At 60.9% G+C, this 21,859-nt stretch carries 16 protein-coding genes; 11 read left to right on the top strand and 5 right to left on the bottom strand.

Annotation, left to right across the window (positions count from 1 at the left end):
• Positions 1-14 precede the first annotated feature (14 nt).
• On the bottom strand, positions 15-1,262 hold the full coding sequence (gene eutH / locus DYL61_RS05480) for an ethanolamine utilization protein EutH (protein ID WP_135307516.1): 1,248 nt from the start codon (positions 1,260-1,262) through the stop codon (positions 15-17).
• Positions 1,263-1,575: 313 nt separating this feature from the next.
• Here eutH and DYL61_RS05475 point away from each other — a divergent pair, with 313 nt between their 5' ends.
• Positions 1,576-2,358, top strand: coding sequence for a DeoR/GlpR family DNA-binding transcription regulator (locus DYL61_RS05475; RefSeq protein WP_135307515.1), 783 nt, complete (start codon positions 1,576-1,578; stop codon positions 2,356-2,358).
• Positions 2,359-2,361: 3 nt separating this feature from the next.
• Here the strand turns inward: DYL61_RS05475 and DYL61_RS05470 are convergent, their stop codons facing one another.
• From DYL61_RS05470 to DYL61_RS31250, 4 genes are all read right to left on the bottom strand, one after another.
• Positions 2,362-3,777: an FGGY family carbohydrate kinase gene (locus tag DYL61_RS05470; RefSeq protein ID WP_135307514.1), complete on the bottom strand. Its 1,416-nt coding sequence runs from the start codon at positions 3,775-3,777 to the stop codon at positions 2,362-2,364.
• Positions 3,778-3,803: 26 nt separating this feature from the next.
• A complete protein-coding gene (locus DYL61_RS05465; protein ID WP_135307513.1) occupies positions 3,804-5,042 on the bottom strand; it encodes an NAD(P)/FAD-dependent oxidoreductase in 1,239 nt (412 codons plus the stop codon).
• Positions 5,029-6,438, bottom strand: a complete 1,410-nt coding sequence (locus DYL61_RS05460) for an NAD(P)/FAD-dependent oxidoreductase (RefSeq protein WP_135307512.1) — start codon at positions 6,436-6,438, stop codon at positions 5,029-5,031. Before DYL61_RS05460 ends, DYL61_RS05465 begins: the two co-directional genes overlap by 14 nt.
• Positions 6,439-6,904: 466 nt before the next feature.
• Positions 6,905-7,057: a hypothetical protein gene (locus DYL61_RS31250; protein ID WP_167497939.1), complete on the bottom strand. Its 153-nt coding sequence runs from the start codon at positions 7,055-7,057 to the stop codon at positions 6,905-6,907.
• A 25-nt stretch (positions 7,058-7,082) separates the two neighbouring features.
• Here DYL61_RS31250 and DYL61_RS05455 point away from each other — a divergent pair, with 25 nt between their 5' ends.
• The 10 genes from DYL61_RS05455 to DYL61_RS05410 all read left to right on the top strand — a co-directional run bounded on the left by DYL61_RS05455 (position 7,083) and on the right by DYL61_RS05410 (position 21,601).
• Positions 7,083-9,599 (top strand): winged helix-turn-helix domain-containing protein, encoded by a 2,517-nt coding sequence (locus DYL61_RS05455; protein ID WP_238704532.1) that lies wholly within the window; start codon positions 7,083-7,085, stop codon positions 9,597-9,599.
• A 172-nt stretch (positions 9,600-9,771) separates the two neighbouring features.
• Positions 9,772-11,856, top strand: a complete 2,085-nt coding sequence (locus tag DYL61_RS05450; protein WP_135307511.1) for a hydantoinase/oxoprolinase family protein — start codon at positions 9,772-9,774, stop codon at positions 11,854-11,856.
• A 13-nt stretch (positions 11,857-11,869) separates the two neighbouring features.
• Positions 11,870-13,528 (top strand): hydantoinase B/oxoprolinase family protein, encoded by a 1,659-nt coding sequence (locus DYL61_RS05445; protein WP_135307510.1) that lies wholly within the window; start codon positions 11,870-11,872, stop codon positions 13,526-13,528.
• A gap of 64 nt (positions 13,529-13,592) precedes the next feature.
• On the top strand, positions 13,593-14,483 hold the full coding sequence (locus DYL61_RS05440; protein WP_135307509.1) for a hypothetical protein: 891 nt from the start codon (positions 13,593-13,595) through the stop codon (positions 14,481-14,483).
• A gap of 24 nt (positions 14,484-14,507) precedes the next feature.
• Positions 14,508-15,329: an aspartate/glutamate racemase family protein gene (locus DYL61_RS05435; protein ID WP_135307508.1), complete on the top strand. Its 822-nt coding sequence runs from the start codon at positions 14,508-14,510 to the stop codon at positions 15,327-15,329.
• A gap of 23 nt (positions 15,330-15,352) precedes the next feature.
• Positions 15,353-16,696 carry an MFS transporter gene (locus DYL61_RS05430; RefSeq protein ID WP_135307507.1) on the top strand — a complete coding sequence of 448 codons (1,344 nt, stop codon included), beginning with the start codon at positions 15,353-15,355 and terminating at the stop codon, positions 16,694-16,696.
• A 143-nt stretch (positions 16,697-16,839) separates the two neighbouring features.
• A complete protein-coding gene (locus tag DYL61_RS05425; RefSeq protein ID WP_135307506.1) occupies positions 16,840-18,828 on the top strand; it encodes an avidin/streptavidin family protein in 1,989 nt (662 codons plus the stop codon).
• A 121-nt stretch (positions 18,829-18,949) separates the two neighbouring features.
• On the top strand, positions 18,950-19,837 hold the full coding sequence (locus DYL61_RS05420) for a nitrilase family protein (protein ID WP_135307505.1): 888 nt from the start codon (positions 18,950-18,952) through the stop codon (positions 19,835-19,837).
• Between the two features lie 13 nt (positions 19,838-19,850).
• Positions 19,851-21,047, top strand: a complete 1,197-nt coding sequence (locus DYL61_RS05415) for a threonine/serine exporter family protein (protein WP_135307504.1) — start codon at positions 19,851-19,853, stop codon at positions 21,045-21,047.
• A 47-nt stretch (positions 21,048-21,094) separates the two neighbouring features.
• A complete protein-coding gene (locus tag DYL61_RS05410; protein ID WP_135307503.1) occupies positions 21,095-21,601 on the top strand; it encodes a GNAT family N-acetyltransferase in 507 nt (168 codons plus the stop codon).
• The last annotated feature ends 258 nt before the right edge of the window (positions 21,602-21,859 follow it).

Raw genomic sequence — 21,859 nt, 5'->3', positions numbered from 1 at the left:
TGGACAGATTGATTTCAAACCGGCTGGGGCAGCGCCGTCGCCGACGCATCGGACGCTTCTTGCTCGGCCTTTTCCGCCGCCTCATACCGCTGGGCCGCCGGCACCGAGATCTTGATGGCGATAGCCACGGCCAGCAGCCCGCCAAACAGCTTGGCCAGCAGGATCGGCATGATCAGCGTCGGTTGGAAGTTGGCCGTGAACGCCAGGTGATCACCGATGGTGGCCTGGGCGCACACGCCGAGGGCGACGCACAGCACTTTGTCCCGTGCGTTCATCTTCTTGAACAGGTGGTACACGGCAATGATGTTGGCAAACACCATCACGAACGCCGCCGCGCCATCGGGTGACAGGCCAAGATGGCGCCCCATGACTTGCATCGGCTTTTTGCAGTAACGGTTGAACAGGTAGCAGATCGGGAATGTACCCGCGAGCATGATGCCGATGTAGCCGGCGATTTCGATGGCGCGGAACAGTTCTTTCTGGTCGGCGAACATCGGGTCGAAGCCCCACACACCGAAGTTCTTCATAAAGAAACCGGTGAAGTGTTCAACGATGGCCAGCGCCAGGATGATCTTGATGAACGCGTCCATCACCTTGCCGAACACCAGGAAGCCGCCCACCATCAGGGTGGCCTTGTAGCGCAAGCCGGCCGCCAGCAGGAAGCAAAACACAAACAGCGGCGCCAACAGTTTCACGCAGCCGACAAAGTCGAGGGTGAGGTAGTGCAGCGCCGGAGAGGTGGTCGACACGATGTCGCGCACCGGCAGGTTGAACCCGGTGATCATCATCAGCGACACCAGCACCGCGAACGGAATGCTGATCAGCCCGGCCATCGCGCCCAAGGCCAGGTATTTATGGTCTTTGCGGTCCAGCATCATCAAGCCCACCGGGATCAGGTAGACGATCGTCGCGCCCGAGGTGTAGCCGACGATCATCGCGGTGATCCACATGTCGCGGTTGGCGGCCAGTGCATCGGCCAACTGGTAACCGCCCATGTCCACCGCAATGATCGACAACGCCGCGATGGACACGTCCGACCCCATCGCCCCGAAGTACGGCCCCAGGGCCACTTCGATAATGCGCGAGAGGTAAGGAATGGCCACCATGATCCCCGCCTGGGCCAGGAACACCGGCCCGATGGAGTGGATGCCGTTGACGAATTCCTTGCCCAAGCCACTGTCCGGTTTGATCACCGATGCAAATGCGCCCACCACCGCACCGATCATGATCAGATAAATTACGTAGTTTCCGAATTCCGCCATTACGTCCACCTGCCTATGTTCTGAGTCGACTGCTGTTTTGCCGTATTACTAAACACTTCACATGCCATTCGTGGTTTTGATGTGGTTTTGAACACTAAACACACTGGAATCGGTCAACTCCTACAGGTAATGTGCAGGGGCGCCTTGTAGCGCAACGTTTACGGGTCGAGGCCGGGCTGGCCGAATCCCCAACGCTTCGGGCAGTAGCACTCGCCCCGGCGGCGTCAGCCTTGTTACCGCTGCCCCATTTGTGGGCCTGGGTAACAAAAGCGAGCCTTCACCGCGCACTTCGCGTAGCACCAAAGGAAACCCCATGCGCCCTACCGAACGACGCCAACACATCCTTGAACTGCTGCGCCAACGTGAGCGCATCTCCGTCGATGAACTGGCCCGCACCCTCAGCACCTCACAGGAAACCATTCGCCGCGACCTTACGGCCCTGGCCGAAGACGGCCAGGTCACCAAATTCCATGGCGGTGCTTCATTGCCCCCCAGCGGCGAACATGAAAACGCCTTCCAGACCCGCATGAACGAACACTCGCCGGAAAAACGCGCGGTCGCCCGTTATGCCGCCGGACTGTATGCGCCAGGCGACAGCGTACTGATCGACACCGGCACCACCACGCTGTTTTTTGCCCGCGAGCTGGCCAAGCTCAGCCGCATCACCGTGATCACCAACTCCCTGCTGATTGCAGGCAGTATCGGTGCCAGCGGCAACCGGGTATTCATGATCGGCGGGGAGTATCGCCCGGAGTCGGAACAGAACATCGGCGCACTGGCCATGGAACAAATCGCCCGCTTCAACGCCGAACATGCGGTGGTGACCATTGGCGCCTTGAGCGCGGACGGTGCGTTCGATTTTTCCATCGAGGAAGCCGAAATCACCCGCGCGATGATTGCCCGCACCCGTTACCTCACGGTGATTGCGGACTCCTCGAAGCTGGGCAAACGGGCGTTGTTCCAGGTGTTTCCGTTGGCGCGCATCGACCGGCTGATCATTGACCGCAAGCCCATGGGCGAGCTGGCCAAAGCCTTGGCGGACGCCCATGTCGAAGTGCATGAGGCGCCGCCCATCAGCCGCTCGGAATGGCAATGACGGCTAGCGCCAATCGCGGGTGCGCTTGACCGCCTCCGCGAAGGTGGTGCGCCACTGGAGCGCCTGCTCGGCACTGACTTTCGGGCGGAACTTGGTGCTGGTGTTGCGCGGTGCTTTCAGCTCGATCCCCAGGCCTTTGGCCGCCAATGCCGCGCAGCCAAACGAGGTCAGTTCATCAAAACGCTGGGTCACGATGCAGCGTTGCAGCGCATCGGCCAGGAACTGCGCGAAATAAGGGCTGCGCGCCAGGCCGCCGTCGATGGACAGGCGATCCGTCACCTTGAGAAAACCGTCCATCGCAGTGATCACCTCGACGCTGCGCAGCGCCACCCCTTCAAGCACGGCCTGGCACATGTCCTGGCGCGTGGTGCCGCCATTCATGCCGACCCAGAGTGCCGCGGCGCTGCGGTCCCAGTGCGGGCAGCCGAGGCCGGAGAGTGCCGGTACAAACGCCAATTGACGGGAAATAGCCGGCGGTTCATCAAACGCCGCCAACTCGGAAAAGTCCGAAAACAGCCCCAATCGCCCGGCCCACTCGACGGCGGCGCTCGCATCGTAGACGCCGCCGTCCATCGCGTAAGTCGGCTGGCCCGCAATCTGCCAGGCAATCGTGGCCAGCAGGCCTTTGTCGGGGGCGCGGATGATCTGGTCACCGGTCAAGGTCAGCGCAAACGCGCCGGTGCCGAAGGTGATTTTCGCATCGCCTTCACTGCGGCAACCGTGGCCGTACAGAGAGGCCTGCTGGTCGACAATCGACGCCGTGACCGGGGTGATGCCGATCTCGCCAAAGTGGCCCACGGTGTCGCGGATTTCCGGCAGCGATTCCATCGGCACGCCGAACAGTTCGCACAATTGGGCGTCCCACTGGCCCGTGGACAGATTCATCAGCGAGGTACGCGAGGCGGTGGTCACGTCAGTGGCAAACACGCCGGTGAGGCGGTCGAGGAAGTACGCATCGGTGGTGCCCAGGCGCAGCCGGCCAGCGCTTAATGCAGTTTTTGCGGCGGGCAGGTTCTGGACGATCCAGGCCAGTTTGCTCGCCGAGAAATACGGGTCCAGCGGCAAGCCGGCGCGCTCCAGGGTGATAGCTTCAAGGCCATCGCCGCGCAATGTGGCGATCTGCGCGGCGGTGCGGTTGTCTTGCCAGACGATCACCGGCGACAACGGCTCACCGGTCAGCGCATCCCAGGCCAGGCAGCTCTCGCCCTGGTTGGCGATGCCGATGGCGTCCACGCGCCCGGTGGCTTCCAGGCAGCGCTGGATATTGTTGAGCAACTCCAGCGGGTCGTGCTCCACCCAACCGGGGTGCGGGTGATGTTGCTGATGGCGCAACGAGAGCTGGATATCGGCCGAGCCATTCTGGTCCACGACCATGACGCGGGTACTGGTGGTGCCTTGATCGATTGCGGCAATACGCATCCTGGGGTCTCCTCGGCGGGTGTTTCTTATTCGGCGACAAAGTCGACTTCAAGTTGCTGGGTGCCCTGGGGCAGGTTGAGGCTGGCGATGGGCACCAGGAGGCGGCGTTCCGGCAGCAAAGAAGCCGAGCGCGACCATAGGTCCTGGCCGTCGGCGCGCACCACAAGGCGCCCGCGCGTGGCCTGGCTCACGCGCAGTTGCAGGTGTTGCAGCCCTTGTACGGGTGACGGGCTCAAGCGCTGAGGCACACATAATTTCAAGGCGCCCTTGCACACCACGTCGACGCTAGCGCCAGGCGCTGGCAGTTGCCCCTGCAAATCCCGTGCGATCAACCCGGCGATGCGGCGCCCCTCGCGAAACGACCAACCCGCCGTTTCAATCGGGCGCAACACATTGCCGGCGGCAAAGTACGCCGGATCGGAGCAACGTCCGTACTGGTCAATCACCGGCCCGCCGCTGTGGGCATCCAGTGCCAGTTCACTGAGCCGAACCAGGCTGGATTCGGGGGCAAAGCGACCGGTCAACAGCACACCGTCGCATGCAAATTCCTTCACGCTGCCATCGGCCAGGCGCACGCTCGCGCCTTCGACACGGCCAGTGCCATGCACCGCAACCAATTGCGCAGCGTAATGCATCGGCACGCCGCACAGCCGTGGAAACAGCGACAACGGCCAGCGCGCCGTGGCCCGTTCATTGGCTTCGATCATCGCCACCGGCTGGATACCGGCGCGCTTGCAGCTGAGGATCGACGACAGGCTGACCAGCTCCGTGCCGACAATCAACGGCCGCTCAAACGGCTTGAGGTGTTCAAGGTACAGATAGGACTGCAAGGCACCAGTGTTGATCACCCCCACCGGCCGATCACCGCCCACCAGGCGCGCGGAGCGCGGTGTTTCCCGTGCCCCGGTGGCAATCAGCACCCGTTGCGCCTGGACGGTCTTGACCCCTTCCGGGTTGACCATTTCGAGGCGCCCATTCGCGCCGAGGCGAGTGACTGAATGCCTCAGGCGTATCTCGACCCCGGCCTTGAGCGCCTCGCTGACATTGCGCCTGGCATAACCCGGCCCGCTGTAGAGCCGGCCATATTCCCAGAACCCAAACGGCGGGTGCGCACAGTGACGGGGAATCCCCCCGGCCTCGGGCTCGCGTTCAATCACCAGCACCTTGTTGACACCCAGTTTGCGCAACGCCACCGCCGCCGCCAGGCCGGACGGCCCCGCACCAATGATGGCGACGTCGACGTATTCGATTTCAGTGCGATTCATGGCAAACACCTGTAGCAAGCGGGATGGCAAGGCGGTCAGCACTCAATTGCGCCACCCGCGCCCCGCAGTAAAACCCTTGGCAGCGCCCCATGCAGGCACGGGTGCGCCGCTTGAGCCCGCCGAAATCTCCGGGAGGCAGTGCACTGGCGAGTGCTGCATTGATCTCCCTGAGGGTGACCATTTCACAGTGACAAATGATCTCGCCATAACCCGGTTTCTGGTAATCGCGCGTCAGGTGCTCGGCCAGGTTGGGCAGCGTCGGCCATTGCAACGCGTGCGCAGCCAGCGGCGTGTGGCGGCCTTCATACAGGCCAAAAACATGCTGGGCAATACCCAGCGCAGCCGTGAGGCCCGTGGAGCGAATGCCGCCCACCGTGATCCAGTTTTTGCCCTCGACCTTACGTATGCGGTATTCCTTCTTCTCACTGGCCGGCCGCAACGCCGCGTAAGTGGCCGTCACCGGCATGCCCTCCAGGGCCGGAATGCGCTCGACCGCGGCGTCCACCAATTGCTGCAACACCGCACTGTCGAGCCCGGCGTGGACGCGGTCGTCCTGCTCTTCGGCGGTCGGCCCCACCAGCAAATTGCCGTAGACGGTTTTCGTCAACACGATGCCTTTGGTGCGCTCATTCGGCACCGGCAAAATGATGTTGCCCAAATAGCGCGACGCCGCCTTGTCGAACACCACAAACTGGCCCTTGCGCGGATGAATCGAGAAGCTCGCCTCCCCCAGCAAATCACGCTCAAGGTAATCGCCAAACAGCCCCGCGCAATTGATCACCGTCCGCGCCTTGACCGCACCCGCCGTCGTGGCCAGCGACCAGACCTGCCCATCGAACTGCCCGCCCGTGACCTGCGCGTTGAAACGCACCTGCGCCCCGTGCAGCATGGCTTGCAGCAAATAACCCAACGGCGCCGACCACGGATCGATCAAAAACTCCCCCGGCACCTGCGCCGCCCCCAGCGCATCGGATGCCAGGTGCGGCTCCAACGCCCGCACGGCGGCGCGGTCGATAAACTTGACGTCGGCCACACCGTTATCGTGGGCCTGCTCGATGATGCCTTGCAGCTTGTGCAAGTCATCCTCATTCCACGCCACCACCATCGCCCCGGTTTCCAGCAACGGCAGCGACATCTTCCGGTGGATCTCCAGGTACTCCCGATACCCCGCCTGCATGCACGCCAACTCCACGCTGCCACGGGGCGCATCGAAGCCGGTATGCAAAATCGCACTATTGCCCTTGCTCGCGCCGGACAAGATATCCGGGCTTTTTTCCAGCAACAGCACACGCGCCCCTTCGAGGGTGAAACGCCTGGCCATTGCACAGCCCACCACACCGGCGCCGATGACGACGACGTCATGGGTTTCGGTGGGATGGGGAGTCGAGTTCGTCATGGGGTGCCTATTTGGGTGAAGACTTTATGACGGAATAGGCGTGCAGTGCGTGTGCCAGTGACTGAATTGGGGTGGGGATGACTGAATTTTCAAGGGCATCCGGGCAACTGAACCACCTGGCGACTATAGAAGTTGCAGGAACGGTGGTTTATGCCTAACGAAATGGACAGTTGTCGCCTGACCGAATTAACCGCCGCCTTTTTTATTCGGTCACTTGAAGTACGGGGGAATAGGCGTCGATTCGGTCATTGTTTTTTTAGGCTGCTACGCCTCTACACAATGGCGCACGTGAAGGTTACCGATGCACCCTCATCGGGCAGCGCGTCCCTGAAAGCCAGTGATGCCGTGTTGTGTCCTCCCCATCCGTAGGAAAAGATCTTTTACCTTGCCAAACCCCAGGCCGGGACGCCACTTAACTAAAACAACCGCTGTAACACAGTCAAACAGCCCCCCAAAGAATTTGCTGTTAAAACGGCACCAAACGCTTGTCATTGGTGCCGCTCACCGTGAAACAAACATCGCCCTCCCATTCTTCAAGTGCCTGGTACTGGATCGGTAAGCTCACGCCTGCGCGGCCATTCCTGACGTCGGTTTCCCGCGAAGCCTTGTTAAGCGCCATGCGGGCGAACGTCCGGGTCCCGTTGATGTTACTGACCGCCCCCGCCGGCTACGGCAAAACCACGTTGTTGATGCAGTGGTACGAGTCGCAGCGACACACATCGGATGTCGTTCTGGCCTGGCTGTCATTGGATGAGGCAGATGCCGACCCCAACCGTTTTCTTGCCTACCTGATTCTTGCGCTCGACCATGCCGGAATCGAACTCGCACACTTGCCACGCCTTGCAGCCACGCAGGCGCTGGATGTGCAGCCGCAGCGCACCATCCAGGCGTTGCTGCATGCGTTGGCCAAGGAGGCACGCGACGTGACCCTGCTGCTGGATGACTATCACCTCGCCGCCAGTACTGAAGTGGGTGCAATCCTGGAGGTATTACTGGAGCAGGCCTCGCCCCGACTGCGCTGGGTGGTCGCCAGTCGAAGCCGTCCGGATGGGCCGCTCTCACGCTGGAAAGCCAAGGGCTGGGTCCACGAAGTGGACGCCCGCGCGTTGATCCTGTCACTCAATGAGACCCGCGATATTCTGGGTGAGGGGTTGGACCCCAATGACCTGTGCCAGGTGCATACGGCCACTGAAGGCTGGGCCGTCGCGGTGCAGTTGGCCCGCCTGTGGCGCACCAGCAGCGACGGTTCGGCGTATGGCTTGTCAGCCTTTTCCGGTGGAGTGTCTGATGTGGCCAACTACCTCACCACCCAGGTCTTCAACAGCCTGACGGACGACTGTCAGTCGTTGCTTCTACAGACGTCCTTGCTGCAGCGCTTCAACGCCGACTTGGCCGACGCAGTAGGCGGTCGGCGCGACAGTGCCCGGCTCTTACGGCAATTGGCGCACCTCGACACGTTGCTGATCCCCCTGGACGGAGAGCGTCAATGGTTTCGCTACCACACGCTACTGCGCGATTTTCTGCGCCTGCGCGTGGACACGTGTCAGGCCCACGCCATCCACCGCGCCGCCGCACACTGGCTTGCCCAGAGGAAGGACTGGAGCCAGGCCGTGCATCATGCACTGGCAGCAGAGGATATCCCACTGGCGGTAAACCTGGTGGTCAGTGCAGGCGGTTGGGAGTTGGTGCTGCACTACGGCATTCGTTATGCGCAAGGGTTGCTGCGTCAGTTCGATGCGGCGACGTGCAGCACCCAACCCGATCTTCTCTTACTGCAGGCCTACCTCCACGCCAAGCTGGGTGATCACTCATTGTCATCGCAACTGCTGCACCTGGCTGGCTGCGCGGTGGCCGGGGATGCCCGACTGGCTCGCGATGTCCATGTCATCCAGACCCTGGCCGACGCCTATCAGGATCACTTTGAACGATTGGGTACGCAGGTCACCCCGTTTCACAGCAGCCCCTACCCTCTCGACCAGACACTTGCCCAAGCCACCCTGGAATGTGTGCATGCACTGGCCGCGCTGACTCGCGGCGAACTGGCACTGAGCCTGCGTACCATCCAGGACGCTCACGTCAAAATGCGCGTGATCGCCAGCCCGCGAGGCGAAAATTACTGCCGAATCCATGAAGCGCAGGCACTGACGTTGTCGGGGCAGTTCGGTGAAGCCGACAAACTGGTGGACGAGGCGCTGGCCTTTGCCGACGAGCATTTTGGCCAGGAGAGTTCGCTGCGGGCACTGGTCGGCTGTATCAAGGCGCGGCACCTGTATTGGCAAGGCGCATGGCCTGCAACCCAGCCATGGTTAGCGAATGGATGGGCGGCCCTGGAGTATGCCGATGGCTGGCTGGACCTGGTTGCGGCCACAGCCGAAGTGGCGTGGCGCACTCGCTTGCGCAGTCATGGGCTGCAAGCAGCGCTAAGGGAGCTGGACCATGTGGAGCAACTGGCGCACGCGCGTCAATGGCCGCGGTTATCGCGCCTGGCACAGGCTTGGCGCATTGACGCCCAGGTGCAGGGAGGGCAGCTACAGGCCGCGCGCCAAACTGGCTTGCAAGACAGCCTGGAACAGGTTGCAGAGCAGCATGAAGATTGGCGCTGCCAGGAGGCGGCCAACCTGGCGCTGAGCCGGATGCAGTTGCACAGCGGTGCCTCGGGCTCCGCGCTGATACGCCTGCAGCGAGCCGCTGACCAGCTGGAAAGCAAAGGCCTGCGCCTGCCGGCCTGGCGGTTGAGGTTGATGGCCTTGGCAACAGCCAGCAAGGGCCAACGTCTTGAGGCCGAAGAAATCGACAGGGCCTTGGCACCGGTCATACAGCACAACTTGCCCGGTCTGTTGCTTGACGTCGGTCCATGCCTGTTGGCGGCACTAGAGGCCTACCCTCAACCCACACCGTTGCTGAGCACGGTGGTCACACGATTGCGTGGCTGGCGCGCGCACCCGATACCGACACAATTGGCACTGAGCGGCAAGGAGTCACAAGTGCTGGACCTGCTCGTCAGCGGCCAGTCCAACAAGACCATCGCCCTGGCCTTGGACATCTCGGAGAACACCGTGAAGTTCCACCTCAAGCACCTGTTCGCCAAGCTGGGGGTGGACAACCGTACCGCCGCAATCAGCGCCGCGATACGTAAAGGGCACCTCGATACCACCTTCTGAGCCACCAACCTACCCAGGCGGGTAGGCCCTGCCGTCCATTGGCCTGCGACCTACCCGCCACACCGATAGCACCACCTGCGACGCCCTGCCTAGCATCGTGACCATCAACACAGGGGGTCGCGTTGTCGTCTCCCTTTTGCTCCCCGCAAGACCATCGCCAAGGAGATGTACTGTGCAAACCAGCCGCAAGACCGTGCGTGTGGCCACCGATGTAGGCGGCACCTTTACCGACTTGGTGTATTTCGAAAGTGACCCCGTCACCGGCCAGCAAACCATTCGTACGGCGAAAGTGGACACCACACCGCCGAACTTCGCCCAAGGCATTCTCAATGTCATCCAAAAGGCGCGAGTGACACTTTCGCAAGTTGATTTCCTTGCCCACGGCACGACCGTAGTGATCAACGCCCTCACCGAACGACGCGGGGTCAAGACCGCGTTGCTGACCACCCGGGGTTTTCGCGACATTCTGGAAATCGCCCGGGCCAACCGTCCGGACTATTTCAACCTGAAATGGGCCAAGCCTGCGCCGTTTGTGCCGCGCTACCTGCGCCGGGAGATCTCGGGGCGCTTGCACACCGATGGCCGTGAGCGCGAGGCCTTGGTGCTGGATGAGCTGCCCACAATCATCGAGGCCTTCCGCGCCGATGGCGTGCAGGCCATCGCCATTTGCCTGCTGCATGCCTATGCCAATTCCGACCATGAGCGAGCGGTGTTGGCCGAAGTCAGGCGGCTGTGGCCCGAGGTGTCGGTGGTTGCCTCGCACCAGATCACTCGTGAGTGGCGCGAGTACGAACGCTCAAGCACCACCGTGCTATCGGCCTACGTGCAACCTATCGCGGCACGCTACCTCGATGAACTGGAAGCAGGTCTGTGCCGTGGAGGCTACCAGGCACCGCTGTACATCATGCAGTCCAATTGCGGGGTCGATAGCGTGGCCCATGCCCGAGACATTCCCATCACCATGGTGGAGTCCGGGCCCGCCAGCGGATTCTGGGCCGCAGCAGAGCTGGGACGTTTGATCGACGAGCCCAACCTGCTAGGCCTGGACATCGGCGGCACCACCGCCAAATGCGCGCTGATCCGCAACGGCCAAGTCGCCATCAAGACCGACTACTGGATCGAGCGCGACCGTATCAATGCGGGCTACCCGATCATGGTGCCCGTGGTGGACCTGGTGGAAATCGGCAACGGTGGCGGCTCCATAGCCTGGGTCGACGGGTTCGACAAGTTGCATGTCGGCCCACAATCGGCAGGCGCCCTGCCCGGTCCGGCGGCCTACGGAAACGGGGGCACCGACATTACCACCACCGATGCCAACCTGGCATTGGGGCGGATCAACCCGGCGTATTTCTGCGGCGGCGAAGTGGTGGCCGACCTACGGGCAATAGCGGCAGGGTTCAGCGTCCTCAGCGAGCGTTTGGCACTGCCTGCTGATGACATTGCGCGTGGCGTGGTGCGGCTGGCCAACAACAATATGGTCAATGCGTTGAAGTTGGTTTCCCTGAGCAGGGGCCACGATCCTCGAGAGCTGACCTTGATGGCCTTTGGCGGCGGTGGCGCACTGCATGCAGTCGCACTGGCGCAAGAATTAGGGGTAAAAAAAGTCATCGTGCCCCGGGGTGCCTCGGTGTTTTCGGCCTGGGGGATGACGCTGTCGGATTTACGCCGCGACCTGTTTATCAATCGTTTTGTCGACACCACTCAACCCCACGCGCAGGCGGACACCCAGGTATTCCTGGATGAACTGATGGACCGCGCTCGCGAGCAATTCACTGCCGAAGCGGTGCCCCCGGAGCGAGTCGAGCTGGAGGTGCATTGCAAGTTGCGCTACCAGAATCAGGAGCACTCGGTGGAAGTACCACTGGACCGCGACGAACACCTCGACCGCGACTGGGCTGAAATCGAACAGCGCTTCCACACCCTGTACGAACAGCACTACACCTACTGCCTGGACGCTCCCGTCGAGATCGTCGGTTTCCATCTGGTTGCAATCGCTCGAATTGACAAACTGACCCCGGAAGCCCTCCCGGTTACCGGCCGCACGCTGGAGGCCGCGCGCAAAGGCCATCGGGTCGTCGACTACGCCACCGACGGCATCCACGACGCAACGCTCTATGACTACACCCTGCTGGAACCCCAGATGTGTTTCGACGGCCCCGCCATTGTCGAAGACGCCGGCACCACCGTGGTCGTGCACCCGCAAAACCGTGTGCAAGTGGACTACCTCGGCAACCTGCACATCACGATCAACGGCTGACGGGAGCGTTATCATGCACACACTCGACATATTCACCCGCGACATCATCCAGAACTCCCTGCAGGCCATTGCTGACGAAATGTTCGTCGCGATGCGCAAGGCCGCCATGAGCCCGGTTATCTATGAAGTGCTGGACATGGGGACTGGCATCACCGACGCCAACGGTGAAATCGCCAGCTCCGGTGCAGGCATTCCGGCCTTCGTTGGCGTCCTGGACAAAGCCGTCAAACAAATCCTCCTGCAACATCCCCGCCCTGGCGAAATCGAGGACGGTGATGTGTTCATCTGCAACGACCCACACAGCGGCGCAGTGACCCACCTCAACGACGTGGTGCTGGCCATGCCGGTGTTTACTGAAGGCCGATGCGTTGCCTGGACCGCCAACATTGCCCACTGGAACGATGTGGGCGGCATGGTCCCCGGCTCGCTGTCGACCCAAGCCACCGATATTTTCCAGGAAGGCCTGCGCCTGTGTTCGGTCAAGCTGATCAGCCGGGGCCAACCCATTCGTTCGGTGTTGCAGATATTGCATGCCAATACGCGTATGCCGGATTTCATGGAAGGCGATCTATGGGCGGGTGTCGCGGCCGTGCGCAGTGGCGCTGTGCGCTTGCGTGAATTAACCGCCAAATACGGCACCGATCTGTTCTTGCTCGCGATGCAAGACTTTATGGACCTTGGCGAAAAGGTATCACTCAAGGCCCTGGCCGAGTTACCCAATGCCAGCCTCTCGCTGGTGGAACCACAGGACGACGGCAGCCTTTTTTCAGTGTCGGTGCAGATCCACGACCGCGAACTGATCATCGACCTGCGCGACAATCCCGACCAATGCGCGGGGCCGACCAACCTGAGCCGGGATGGCGCCGTGGTTGCCGCGCAAATGGCATTCAAAGCCTTGACCGCTCCCCAGGGCATCACCAACGGCGGGACTTTCCGTCCACTGAAGGTGTTGACGCGTGCTGGCTCGCTGTTCGATGCCCAACCGCCGGCCGCCGAAGGCTTCTACTTTGAGAACCTGATTCGGGTGCATGACCTGATCCTGCGCTGCCTGGCCCAGCAGTTTCCAGACCGCTTGCCGGCCGGCAATTTTGCCTCGGTGTGCGCCACCATCATCGGCGGGCGACACCCGGACACCGGTCGCGTTTTCACCCTGGTGGAGCCGGAAATCGGTGGCTGGGGTGCCGAACCAGGGCGAGACGGCAACAACGCGGTCTACTCAGGTTTGCATGGCGAAACCTACAACTGCCCGGTGGAAGTTTGCGAAGCGCGTTACGGCCTGTATGTCGAGCGCATGGCACTCAACGACGAGCCGGGTGGTCACGGCCAGTTCCGTGGCGGTCGCGGTGTTTGTATCGACTACCGCGTGCGGTCTGACGGCAGTTTCCTGACCTGCGGTTACACCCGTTCGGTGGTGCCGCCCTGGGGGTTGCAACAAGGTCTGGACGGCACCCCCAACTACGTTGAAGTGCTGCGCGGCGACCTCCCGCCGGAGCGTTACGCCATGGCCAGCAGCATCATCCTCAATGCAGGCGACCTGGTGCGCGTACGCACAGGCGCCGGCGGCGGCTACGGCCCACCTTCAGCCCGTGCCACGGCGGCTGTGCACGATGATTTGAAGAATGGCTACCTCGATGCGCACACCGCCCGCGCTGTGTACGGCGTCACCCCCTGAGTTCACCCTGCCGCCGCCCGGCGGCGTTCCATGCGTTCACCTAAAACAATAAGAGGGAACCGTCATGTTGCAACATCCGCTATCGCGCTTTGGCGCTGCGTGCTCATTGGCCATGGTGTTGGGCAGCAGCCCCTCGATCCAGGCCGAACAGTTCATCGGCTTTGGTCAGCCTGGACTACCGGGACGTTGGGCGCTGGAAACCTTCCCGGTCTTCAACCGTAATACCGACGGCAACGTGCGTGCCGGCGGCAACACGGTGCTCGCCTACTTCTCCGAAACAGGTTTTACCGATACCACCCGTGACCAACTGCAATTCTGGGTCGGCGCGGCGCCCGGCTACGCCAGCACCAACGGCGCGAAGAACACCAGCCCCTGGGGCATTGCATCGCCCAATCTCGGCTTCGCCTACTACTACAACGTGGTCGAACCGAGCAGCGCATACGGGTCTGACGACTACACCACGTTCTGGACCAACCCGACGCTGTCGGTCGAGTTCCCCAACGGTAACAACGACGTCGCGGGTTACGGGGCCTTCGCCAACCGCTACGCAGTGAGTTTCAGTCTCGCCAATTACCTGCGCGTGGGTAAATTTGCCGCCACCTTTACCCCGGTCGGCATCCATTACGCGGCACGTAACCGCAACGCCACTGATCTGGGCACCGGTGATCCCAAGCGCTTGCAAGGGGGCGTGAGCCTGTGGCTGGCCAACGTCGCTGCCGGTTACCTGGTGACGGACGACCTGTGGTTGGGCGTGCATCACGTCTACCACATCAACAACCGAACAGCGTCGGACTACGCCGAATCAAGGGTTGGAAAGATCGGCCCGTCGATGACCTACACCGGCTTTGCCCAAAAGGGCCTGTACCTGTCGGCAAACCTGAATATCGATTACTACCACAGCGCGAAGCTGGCCCATTCCAATGAACTGACCATGGCGCTGGTGAAGTTCTTCTAGCCCAACTATTCGAGGAAATGCCGCATGGACACTTCAAACCCTACTCTCCCGCCACAGGATGTACCGGTCACAGTGCGTTGGCTGAACCCAATCGGCTGTCCCACCTTCGATGCGCCCATCGCCGACTTGCTGCACAGCATCAAACAACCGTCGACGCAGGTCGAAGTTGTTTCTTTCGATATGCAGCCCAGCCCGACACACCTTGAGTACAGAGCGTACGAGGCGATGACGTACGGGCGTACTGTGCGCATTGCCCGCGATTGCGCGCAGCAGAATATCGATGCACTGGTGATTGGCTGCTTCTACGATCCCGCACTGGAGGACGCTCGCGAAATTTCCGGCAGTTGCCTGGTCGTCGCGCCCTGCCAGGCCAGCCTGCAAATCGCGGATCAACTGGCCAACCGTTATTCGATCATCGTGGGGCGTGATAAGTGGATGGCGCAAATGCGCGAGCGCGTACGTGGCTACGGTGCAGCAGACCGGTTGGCGTCAATGCGCGCACTGGGCATGGGCGTCGACGAGTTTCAAAAAGACCCGGCTCGCACCCGCCGCCGGATCATCGAGCAGGCGTTTTTAGCCGTTGAGGAAGATGGCGCAGAAGCCATCATTCTCGGTTGCACCATCGAGTTTGGCTTTTTCGAGCAAGTGCAGCGCGAGGTTGGCGTGCCGGTAATAGACCCGGTAGTGGCCGCCTTCAAGATGGCCGAAGCCATGGCGGCCATGAAACAACGCTTCGGTTGGGCCCCCAGCCGCGTAGGCAGTTGCGAGCCGCCACCGGAAACCGAAATCGATGCCTTTGGCTTGTTTCAGGGCCCTGTGCCGATTGGCAACCGCGTGAAAGCCTAGTCCCCTCTTTTGGAGAACTCTCTATGAGCGACGTCACGTCAATGCTCGCCCAGGGCGCCTATACCTCCACCCGTCCGGTGGGTGATGTATTCAGAGACGTACCCCTGACCCGCGAGCACCTCAAATGCTGCCTCGCGCTGTTCTTTGTGTTCGCCATTGAGGCGTGGGAAATGATGATCATCGTCTACACCGCGCCGCTGATCGCCCGGGACTTTGCGCTGGATGCCCTCGCCGTTGGCCACCTGATTGGCGCCATGTTCATCGGCATGCTGCTGGGCTCGCTGGCCTGGGGCAAGCTGGCCGAACGTATCGGCCGCAAGCGCGCAATCATCTGGAGCCTGGCCAGCTACGGCGTGATCTCGCTGGCGAGCGCATTGGCTCCCGACTATGCCTCGCTCTATGCGTTGCGACTGCTGTCGGGTGTGGCAGCGGTGGGCATGATGGTGGTGACCTTTGCTCACTATCAGGAGTTACTGCCGGTACGTTATCGCGGCGCGCTGACCGTGTACCTCGCGTCGGGTTGGCCAATCGGCGTACTACTGGCATTAGGGGCTACGGTGTGGTTGATGCCCTTCGGATGGCGCACGATTATTGCGGTGAGCTCACTGGGTGGCCTGTGGGCAATGGTGGTAGCGAGGTGGGTTCCGGAGTCGCCCTATTGGCTTGCAAGCGTCCAGCGCCAACCCCAGGCGCGTGCGGTCATCACGCGACTGAGTCGAGGCGCCGTGCAGATACCTGAGGATTGCCAATTACAGGTCGACCAAACCACATCGGGGCGCCAGCGGGAACTGTTCACCTCAGCATTGCTCAAGGTCAGTGCTTTACAGATCCTGGTCAACTTCACCTTTTCCTGGGGTTATTGGGGCTTGCAGACCTGGCTGCCGACGCTGTTGCAGCAACGCGGCCTGAGCCTGCCACAGAGCTATGGCTTTATCGCGTTATCAGCACTGTGCATGATCCCGGGCTATATCACCGCGTCATGGCTGACACATCGCTATGGTCGTAAGCACGTCATCGTCGGTTTCATCAGCGCTTCAGTCTTTGCCGGCTACGGTTTTGCCAACGCCCAGAGCCTGGAGATCCTTTACCTGAGCAACTTCGCCCTGGCGTTTTTCAGCCTGGGCGCGTGGGGCGTATGGGGCACCTGGATTGCCGAACTGTACCCGACCCCGCTGCGCACCATCGGTTATGGCTGGGCGATTTTCGCCCAGCGAGTGGCCAATATCCTGGCCCCCTCATTGATCGGCGCGCTGGTGGCTTACGGGGCGTCATTCAATGTAACCACCACCTTTATCAATGCCTTCATGCTGGTGACGGTGTTGTTGGTGCTGTTCATCCCTGAAACAGAGGGCAAAGTGCTGGATTAGCAGACGCCTGTCCTGCTTTCAGGCAAGCGCTGACCGTTGAGGCTGACAGCCAGCGCCCGGCCGTGTGCGTTTGAATAGCGATAACGCTCAAACGGGTCACCTGCTTCGGGTGATCCCATCGCACAACAGAGAGGGACTTCAGCATGAACAACCAACAGTGGACTGAGGGATTTACCCTCACCATGCAACGCGGCCCGTTCCAGAACAACGGTGCTTCGCCTTGGTACACCACAGTGTCCGTCGGCACGCCAGGGCAACCTCTCAAGCTGGCACTGGACACCGGCACCAACATTACGTGGATAACGTCCAGCCTATGCGCCCCTGATCGATGCCAGCACTACAGCGCAGGACGCTTCGACTACCAGGCATCCAGCAGCTTTGCCTTCACGGACTGCCTGCAACGCCCCTACAGCTTTGGTCCATGGGGCACCCTGCAAGTGGAGTCAGGCTCTGATGTGCTGTCCCTGGACAACATCACGCTGCCCTCCCAATTTCTGTTGGCTGCCGATTACACCGGTACGCAGTTCCGCCAATTGGACTGGGACGGTGGCATTGGCCTGCCCAGCAGCAGTGCTTACCTCGATGCTGGAAGCTCGTTCGTATTCCAGGCATTGATGAACAATGGAAAAATCGATCCACAACGCCCCTTTGTTACCTTCGACTGGGACCCCATTTCACGTCACGGCACCTGCCAGATGGGGACAGTGGACGCCAGCAAAACCCAAGGCCCTCACCTGTTTCTACCCTGGTCGCACTACAGCAAGGCACGGGGAGTGGACTACATCTGGTCGACCCCCTTGGCGTCATACGCCGTAGGCGAGGATGTGTTGGCGGAAAACCTGACCTTCGCACTGGACTCTGGTTCGTCGCAATTCAAAGGGGATGACCCACTGATGCGTCAAACCCTGGAGCGTATTGCCAGGGGCGGGAATCCAGAGGTGATCCTGGGTTTTGCCGATGGCGAGATCACCCTCGGTGCCAGCCTGTACAACGTCTTGATCGAGGCAGGGCCGGATCAGGGGAAAACCCTTCCACAGTTCGAACCGCTGGGACTTTCCGAATTGGTGCTGGTGGGTTCGTTGGTGATGGAACACTGCTACACCGTCTACGAATACCGCGTGGTGCAATGTCGCCCCGGTGCTTACTCATTGGCGCCGGTTGGGGTGTGGTTGTTCAATCGACCAGACGGGCCGCAGATTATCAGTCGCGCGTCGTCTCGATGCTTTGAGGCAAAAGCGCGCACGCTTTCCACTGAAAAGCGGGGGTTCAGTCCTTTGGCGGCTGCCGCTGCTACGGCACAGCCAATGTCCGTTGCAGGCACCTGGAAAAACGACTACGGCTCGGTAATGACCTTGACGGTGACCGGGAACGAGGTGGCCGGGACCTATCAATCGTCCACGGGGTCGACCGGGCGATACGCGGTAACGGGCTATCAACCCGCCACACTCCCATCCCAGGAAAAAGGGCTGCCGGTGGCACTCGCCATCGAGTGGCACTCATTGGGCAATGAGGCGGCTGATCCCAGCTGGAATTGGGTATCGGGGTTGTGCGGCCAGCTTCATCGGGTTGCAGGCGAGGACCGCTTGGCGCTCTCCCACTTGCTCGTCGCCACCAGCGACTTTCCCGAGCTGGCGGATCAAGGGACGTATGTCGATAAACTGAGCTATCGAAGGGTATCCGGTGAGGCCGTTGAGGCGTTTCATGTGACCCCTGCCTTGATGTCGCAACAAGACAACCCGCTGAGCGGTACATGGCTGGCAGCAGATGGGTTTAGCTTGACGCTACAGGCCCGAGGATCAAATCCGCGCGGCTTGGGTTATGTCAGCGGAACGATGACAACTGCCTCCGAACAAACCGACATCCGTGGGTTCACCGATATCACTGCCTTTACGGCGGGATTGTCACAGCAATCGGTAAGTCTTACCGCTGTACAGCTGGACGGTGAAACAGTGCTGACGTTGGCGGGTTCGTTAGATCTCAAAGCGGATGAATTGACGTTGCTGGGGATGTTCACCTCGTCCACGACAGCCTCAGAAAGCTATGTGCAAACTCGGATTAAATCGCTCAAGTTTTCGAGAGGGCTTGGCGCCGGTGGCACCAAGGACAACGTAGCGCCAAGCGTCCAGGTTTGACCATTACGGTAGCCACCTACAACTCAAACGGAAACGGACTACTTACCAAAACACAAAGAAGACCTCTTATTTAAGCATCCGCCTACCGGTGGACCGACAACAATAAAAAGAGGTCTGAATCATGAACGAAGCTACCAGTCTCGTACGCGTCGCCGTTGTGCAATTCGATCCGCAAGTCGGCACCCAAAACCGTCAATCCAACCTGGACACCAGCCTGAGCCTTTCCCTGCAAGCAGTGAACAACGGCGCCAATCTGATTGTGCTGCCAGAGTTGGCCAACACCGGTTACCTGTTCAGCAATCGCCAGGAAGCCTTTCAACATGCCGAGTCCATTCCGGATGGGCCGAGCCTACGCGCCTGGATGGATTTCGCGCGAGACCGTCAGGTTTACCTTGTCGCCGGACTGGCGGAGCGCGAGGGTATGCAACTGTTCGACACGGCCGTGCTGCTGGGGCCGGACGGGCTGATCGGCAAGTACCGCAAGGCCCATCTGTGGAACAAAGAGAAGCTCTGGTTCTCCCCTGGCAACCTGGGCTTCCCGGTGTTCGAAACACCCATAGGCCGCATCGGCCTGTTGATCTGTTGGGACATCTGGTTCCCCGAAGTGCCACGTATCCTGACCCAGCAAGGCGCCGACATCATTTGCAGCCTGAACAACTGGGTGTGGACGCCACCGCCACTGTTCGACGAAGCCGGCAAATGCATGGCCTCGTACCTGACCATGACCGCAGCCCACGTCAATAACGTGTTTATCGCCGCCGCCAATCGGATTGGTGAGGAATATGGCGGGCGCTATCTCGGCTGCTCGTTGATTGCCGGTACGAATGGCTGGCCTATCGGCAAGGTCGCCTCGCCGAATGAGCAAGACATCCTCTATGCCGATATCGACCTGTCCACCGCACGCAGCGCGCCGATCTGGAACGACCTGAACGACCTGCAGCGCGATCGCCGGGTGGATCTGTATGACGGGATGCTTGGCTATCGCCATCACCCGCGTTTGCCACGTTGATGGGGGCGGGATCATGGATTTTATTCCGGTCAAATCCTCATCGGATTCAGCGGTTCGTTATCTCATCACGCTGATTGCTGTCTTGCTGGCCGTGGTGGCACTGCTCAGTGGGTTATCCATGGTGTATTCCAACTCGGCGGAAAGTCACTGGCCAGGCTACAGCCACCTAATGGCGAGCCTACCCTCGCCGACAGCCTGGTTACGGTGGGTGGTCGGCGATATCAGCGAAGTAGCGTTTTATAAACATGAGTTTGCGTCGCTCGGGCTATTGCTCGGCGGCGCCTTTGGTTATTGGACGAGCCGTTATGCCCAAGGCCTGCAAGGGTTCAGCATCGCCTATGGCACCGGGCTTTGGCCTTGGCTGGTGACCAGTTCGCTGCTGGGGTTGTTGTTGAGCAATGTGCTGTGGGGTTGGACGGTGACGGCGGACGCCTGGCAACCGACGTTTGCGGCGTTTGTATCCCTGCCGGCGGCGATGGTGCTGCTGTTTGGTGGGGGTTGGAAGGTGACGCTGAGCGGCGCGGTACTGGGGGCCATTCTGGTGACGCCGAGTTGTTTGCTGTTGGTGAATTACCTATGCAATCCGCTGGGATTGCCGGTGGTGATCGGCAATGTGCTGGGTATGGCATTGGGTAGCGTGGTGGCGTTTTTATTGTGTCGGGCGTTGCCGGTGTTGGTCAGCCGATCGGCTGAGGACAAGGCTAGCGCCCCTCCTCCGGCACCGGTGAAAACGCCGGATTACGGCATACGCTGGACCCTGCGTCGGGTGCTGGCGGACTTTTCGGAAGCGCCGTTTTTTGGCAACGAATGGGCGAGTTTCGGTTTGCTCGTGGGAGTGTTTGCGGCGTATGCGTTGAATCCGCTGAGTCCGGCGTATGGATCAGGTTGGTTGCCGCATTTGGTGGCGGGCCAGACGTTGACCTCACTACTGGGGATTTTGCTGTGGCGGCGACAGTGGCGGGAACGTGGGTGGTATCCGACGTATGTACCGTTGGTGTCCGTCGTGACTGCGGCGGTGTTGACCTATGGCGGTAGCCCGTTGGTCATCGGAGTCAGTGCGGTGCTGGGGGCGTTGATTGCGCCGCCGCTGGCCTGTGCCATTGCCGGGCGATTGCCGGCGTATATGCATCCGTATATTGGGAATGTGTTGTCGATGGCGGTGAGTACGGCATTGATCGTGCCGGTGGTTGGAGTGGTGGTTGAGTTATAGGCTGTGGAGCGCGGTATGATCGGCCAATACAGCAGAGTAACGTCATCATGAAACTGGACATCCGCAACGAACGCGCCGGAGATGCAGGGCAGATTGCCGCAGTGACGACCGCCGCATTCGAAAAGGCCGAACACACTAGCCACACCGAACACTTTATCGTCGATGCCTTGCGCAAGGCCGGCCAATTGACGGTCTCGCTGGTTGCGGTGGCTGACGATCAAATGGTTGGCCATGTCGCGATCTCTCCGGTCAGCGTCTCTACCGGCGCCGAGGGGTGGTACGGGCTGGGGCCGCTATCGGTGCTGCCGGACTGGCAGGGTCGGGGCATTGGCTCTGCGCTGATGAAGGCGGCGTTGGCTGAATTGCAAAGGCAAGGGGCCGCTGGCTGTGTTGTGCTGGGGGATCCGGGTTTTTATGGGCGGTTTGGTTTTGTTGCGCGGACTGGGTTGGAATTGCCTGGGGTTCCTCAGGAGTACTTTCAGGGGGTGTCGTTTCGGGGTGGGTTTCCAGTGGGGAGTGTGCAATATCACCCTGCGTTCGATGCTACGGAGTAAGTGGGTCGTGAGGCACGAAAAGGTATCCGGCCTATGGACTTGATCTTCACGGGCTTATAAACGTTTTTCAACCGTAGGTACGGGTCGGGGGCTGCTTTTTTGCGATAGACGGCAATCAGCCAGAAGTCGCCATTCAGCTTTCACAATCGGGGCCAGTCAACGGCGCTGAATAGAACCCTCGTGCGAAGGACGACGCACACCGCAGTGGCGCACTGGTTTCTAACCACCCAGTCTTTTCGCAGGGGCACCACGCAGCAG

It is taken from the genome of Pseudomonas nabeulensis (assembly GCF_004682045.1).
GTDB classification, from domain to species: Bacteria; Pseudomonadota; Gammaproteobacteria; order Pseudomonadales; family Pseudomonadaceae; genus Aquipseudomonas; species Aquipseudomonas nabeulensis.
This window is presented reverse-complemented; position numbering and strand designations above follow the sequence as displayed.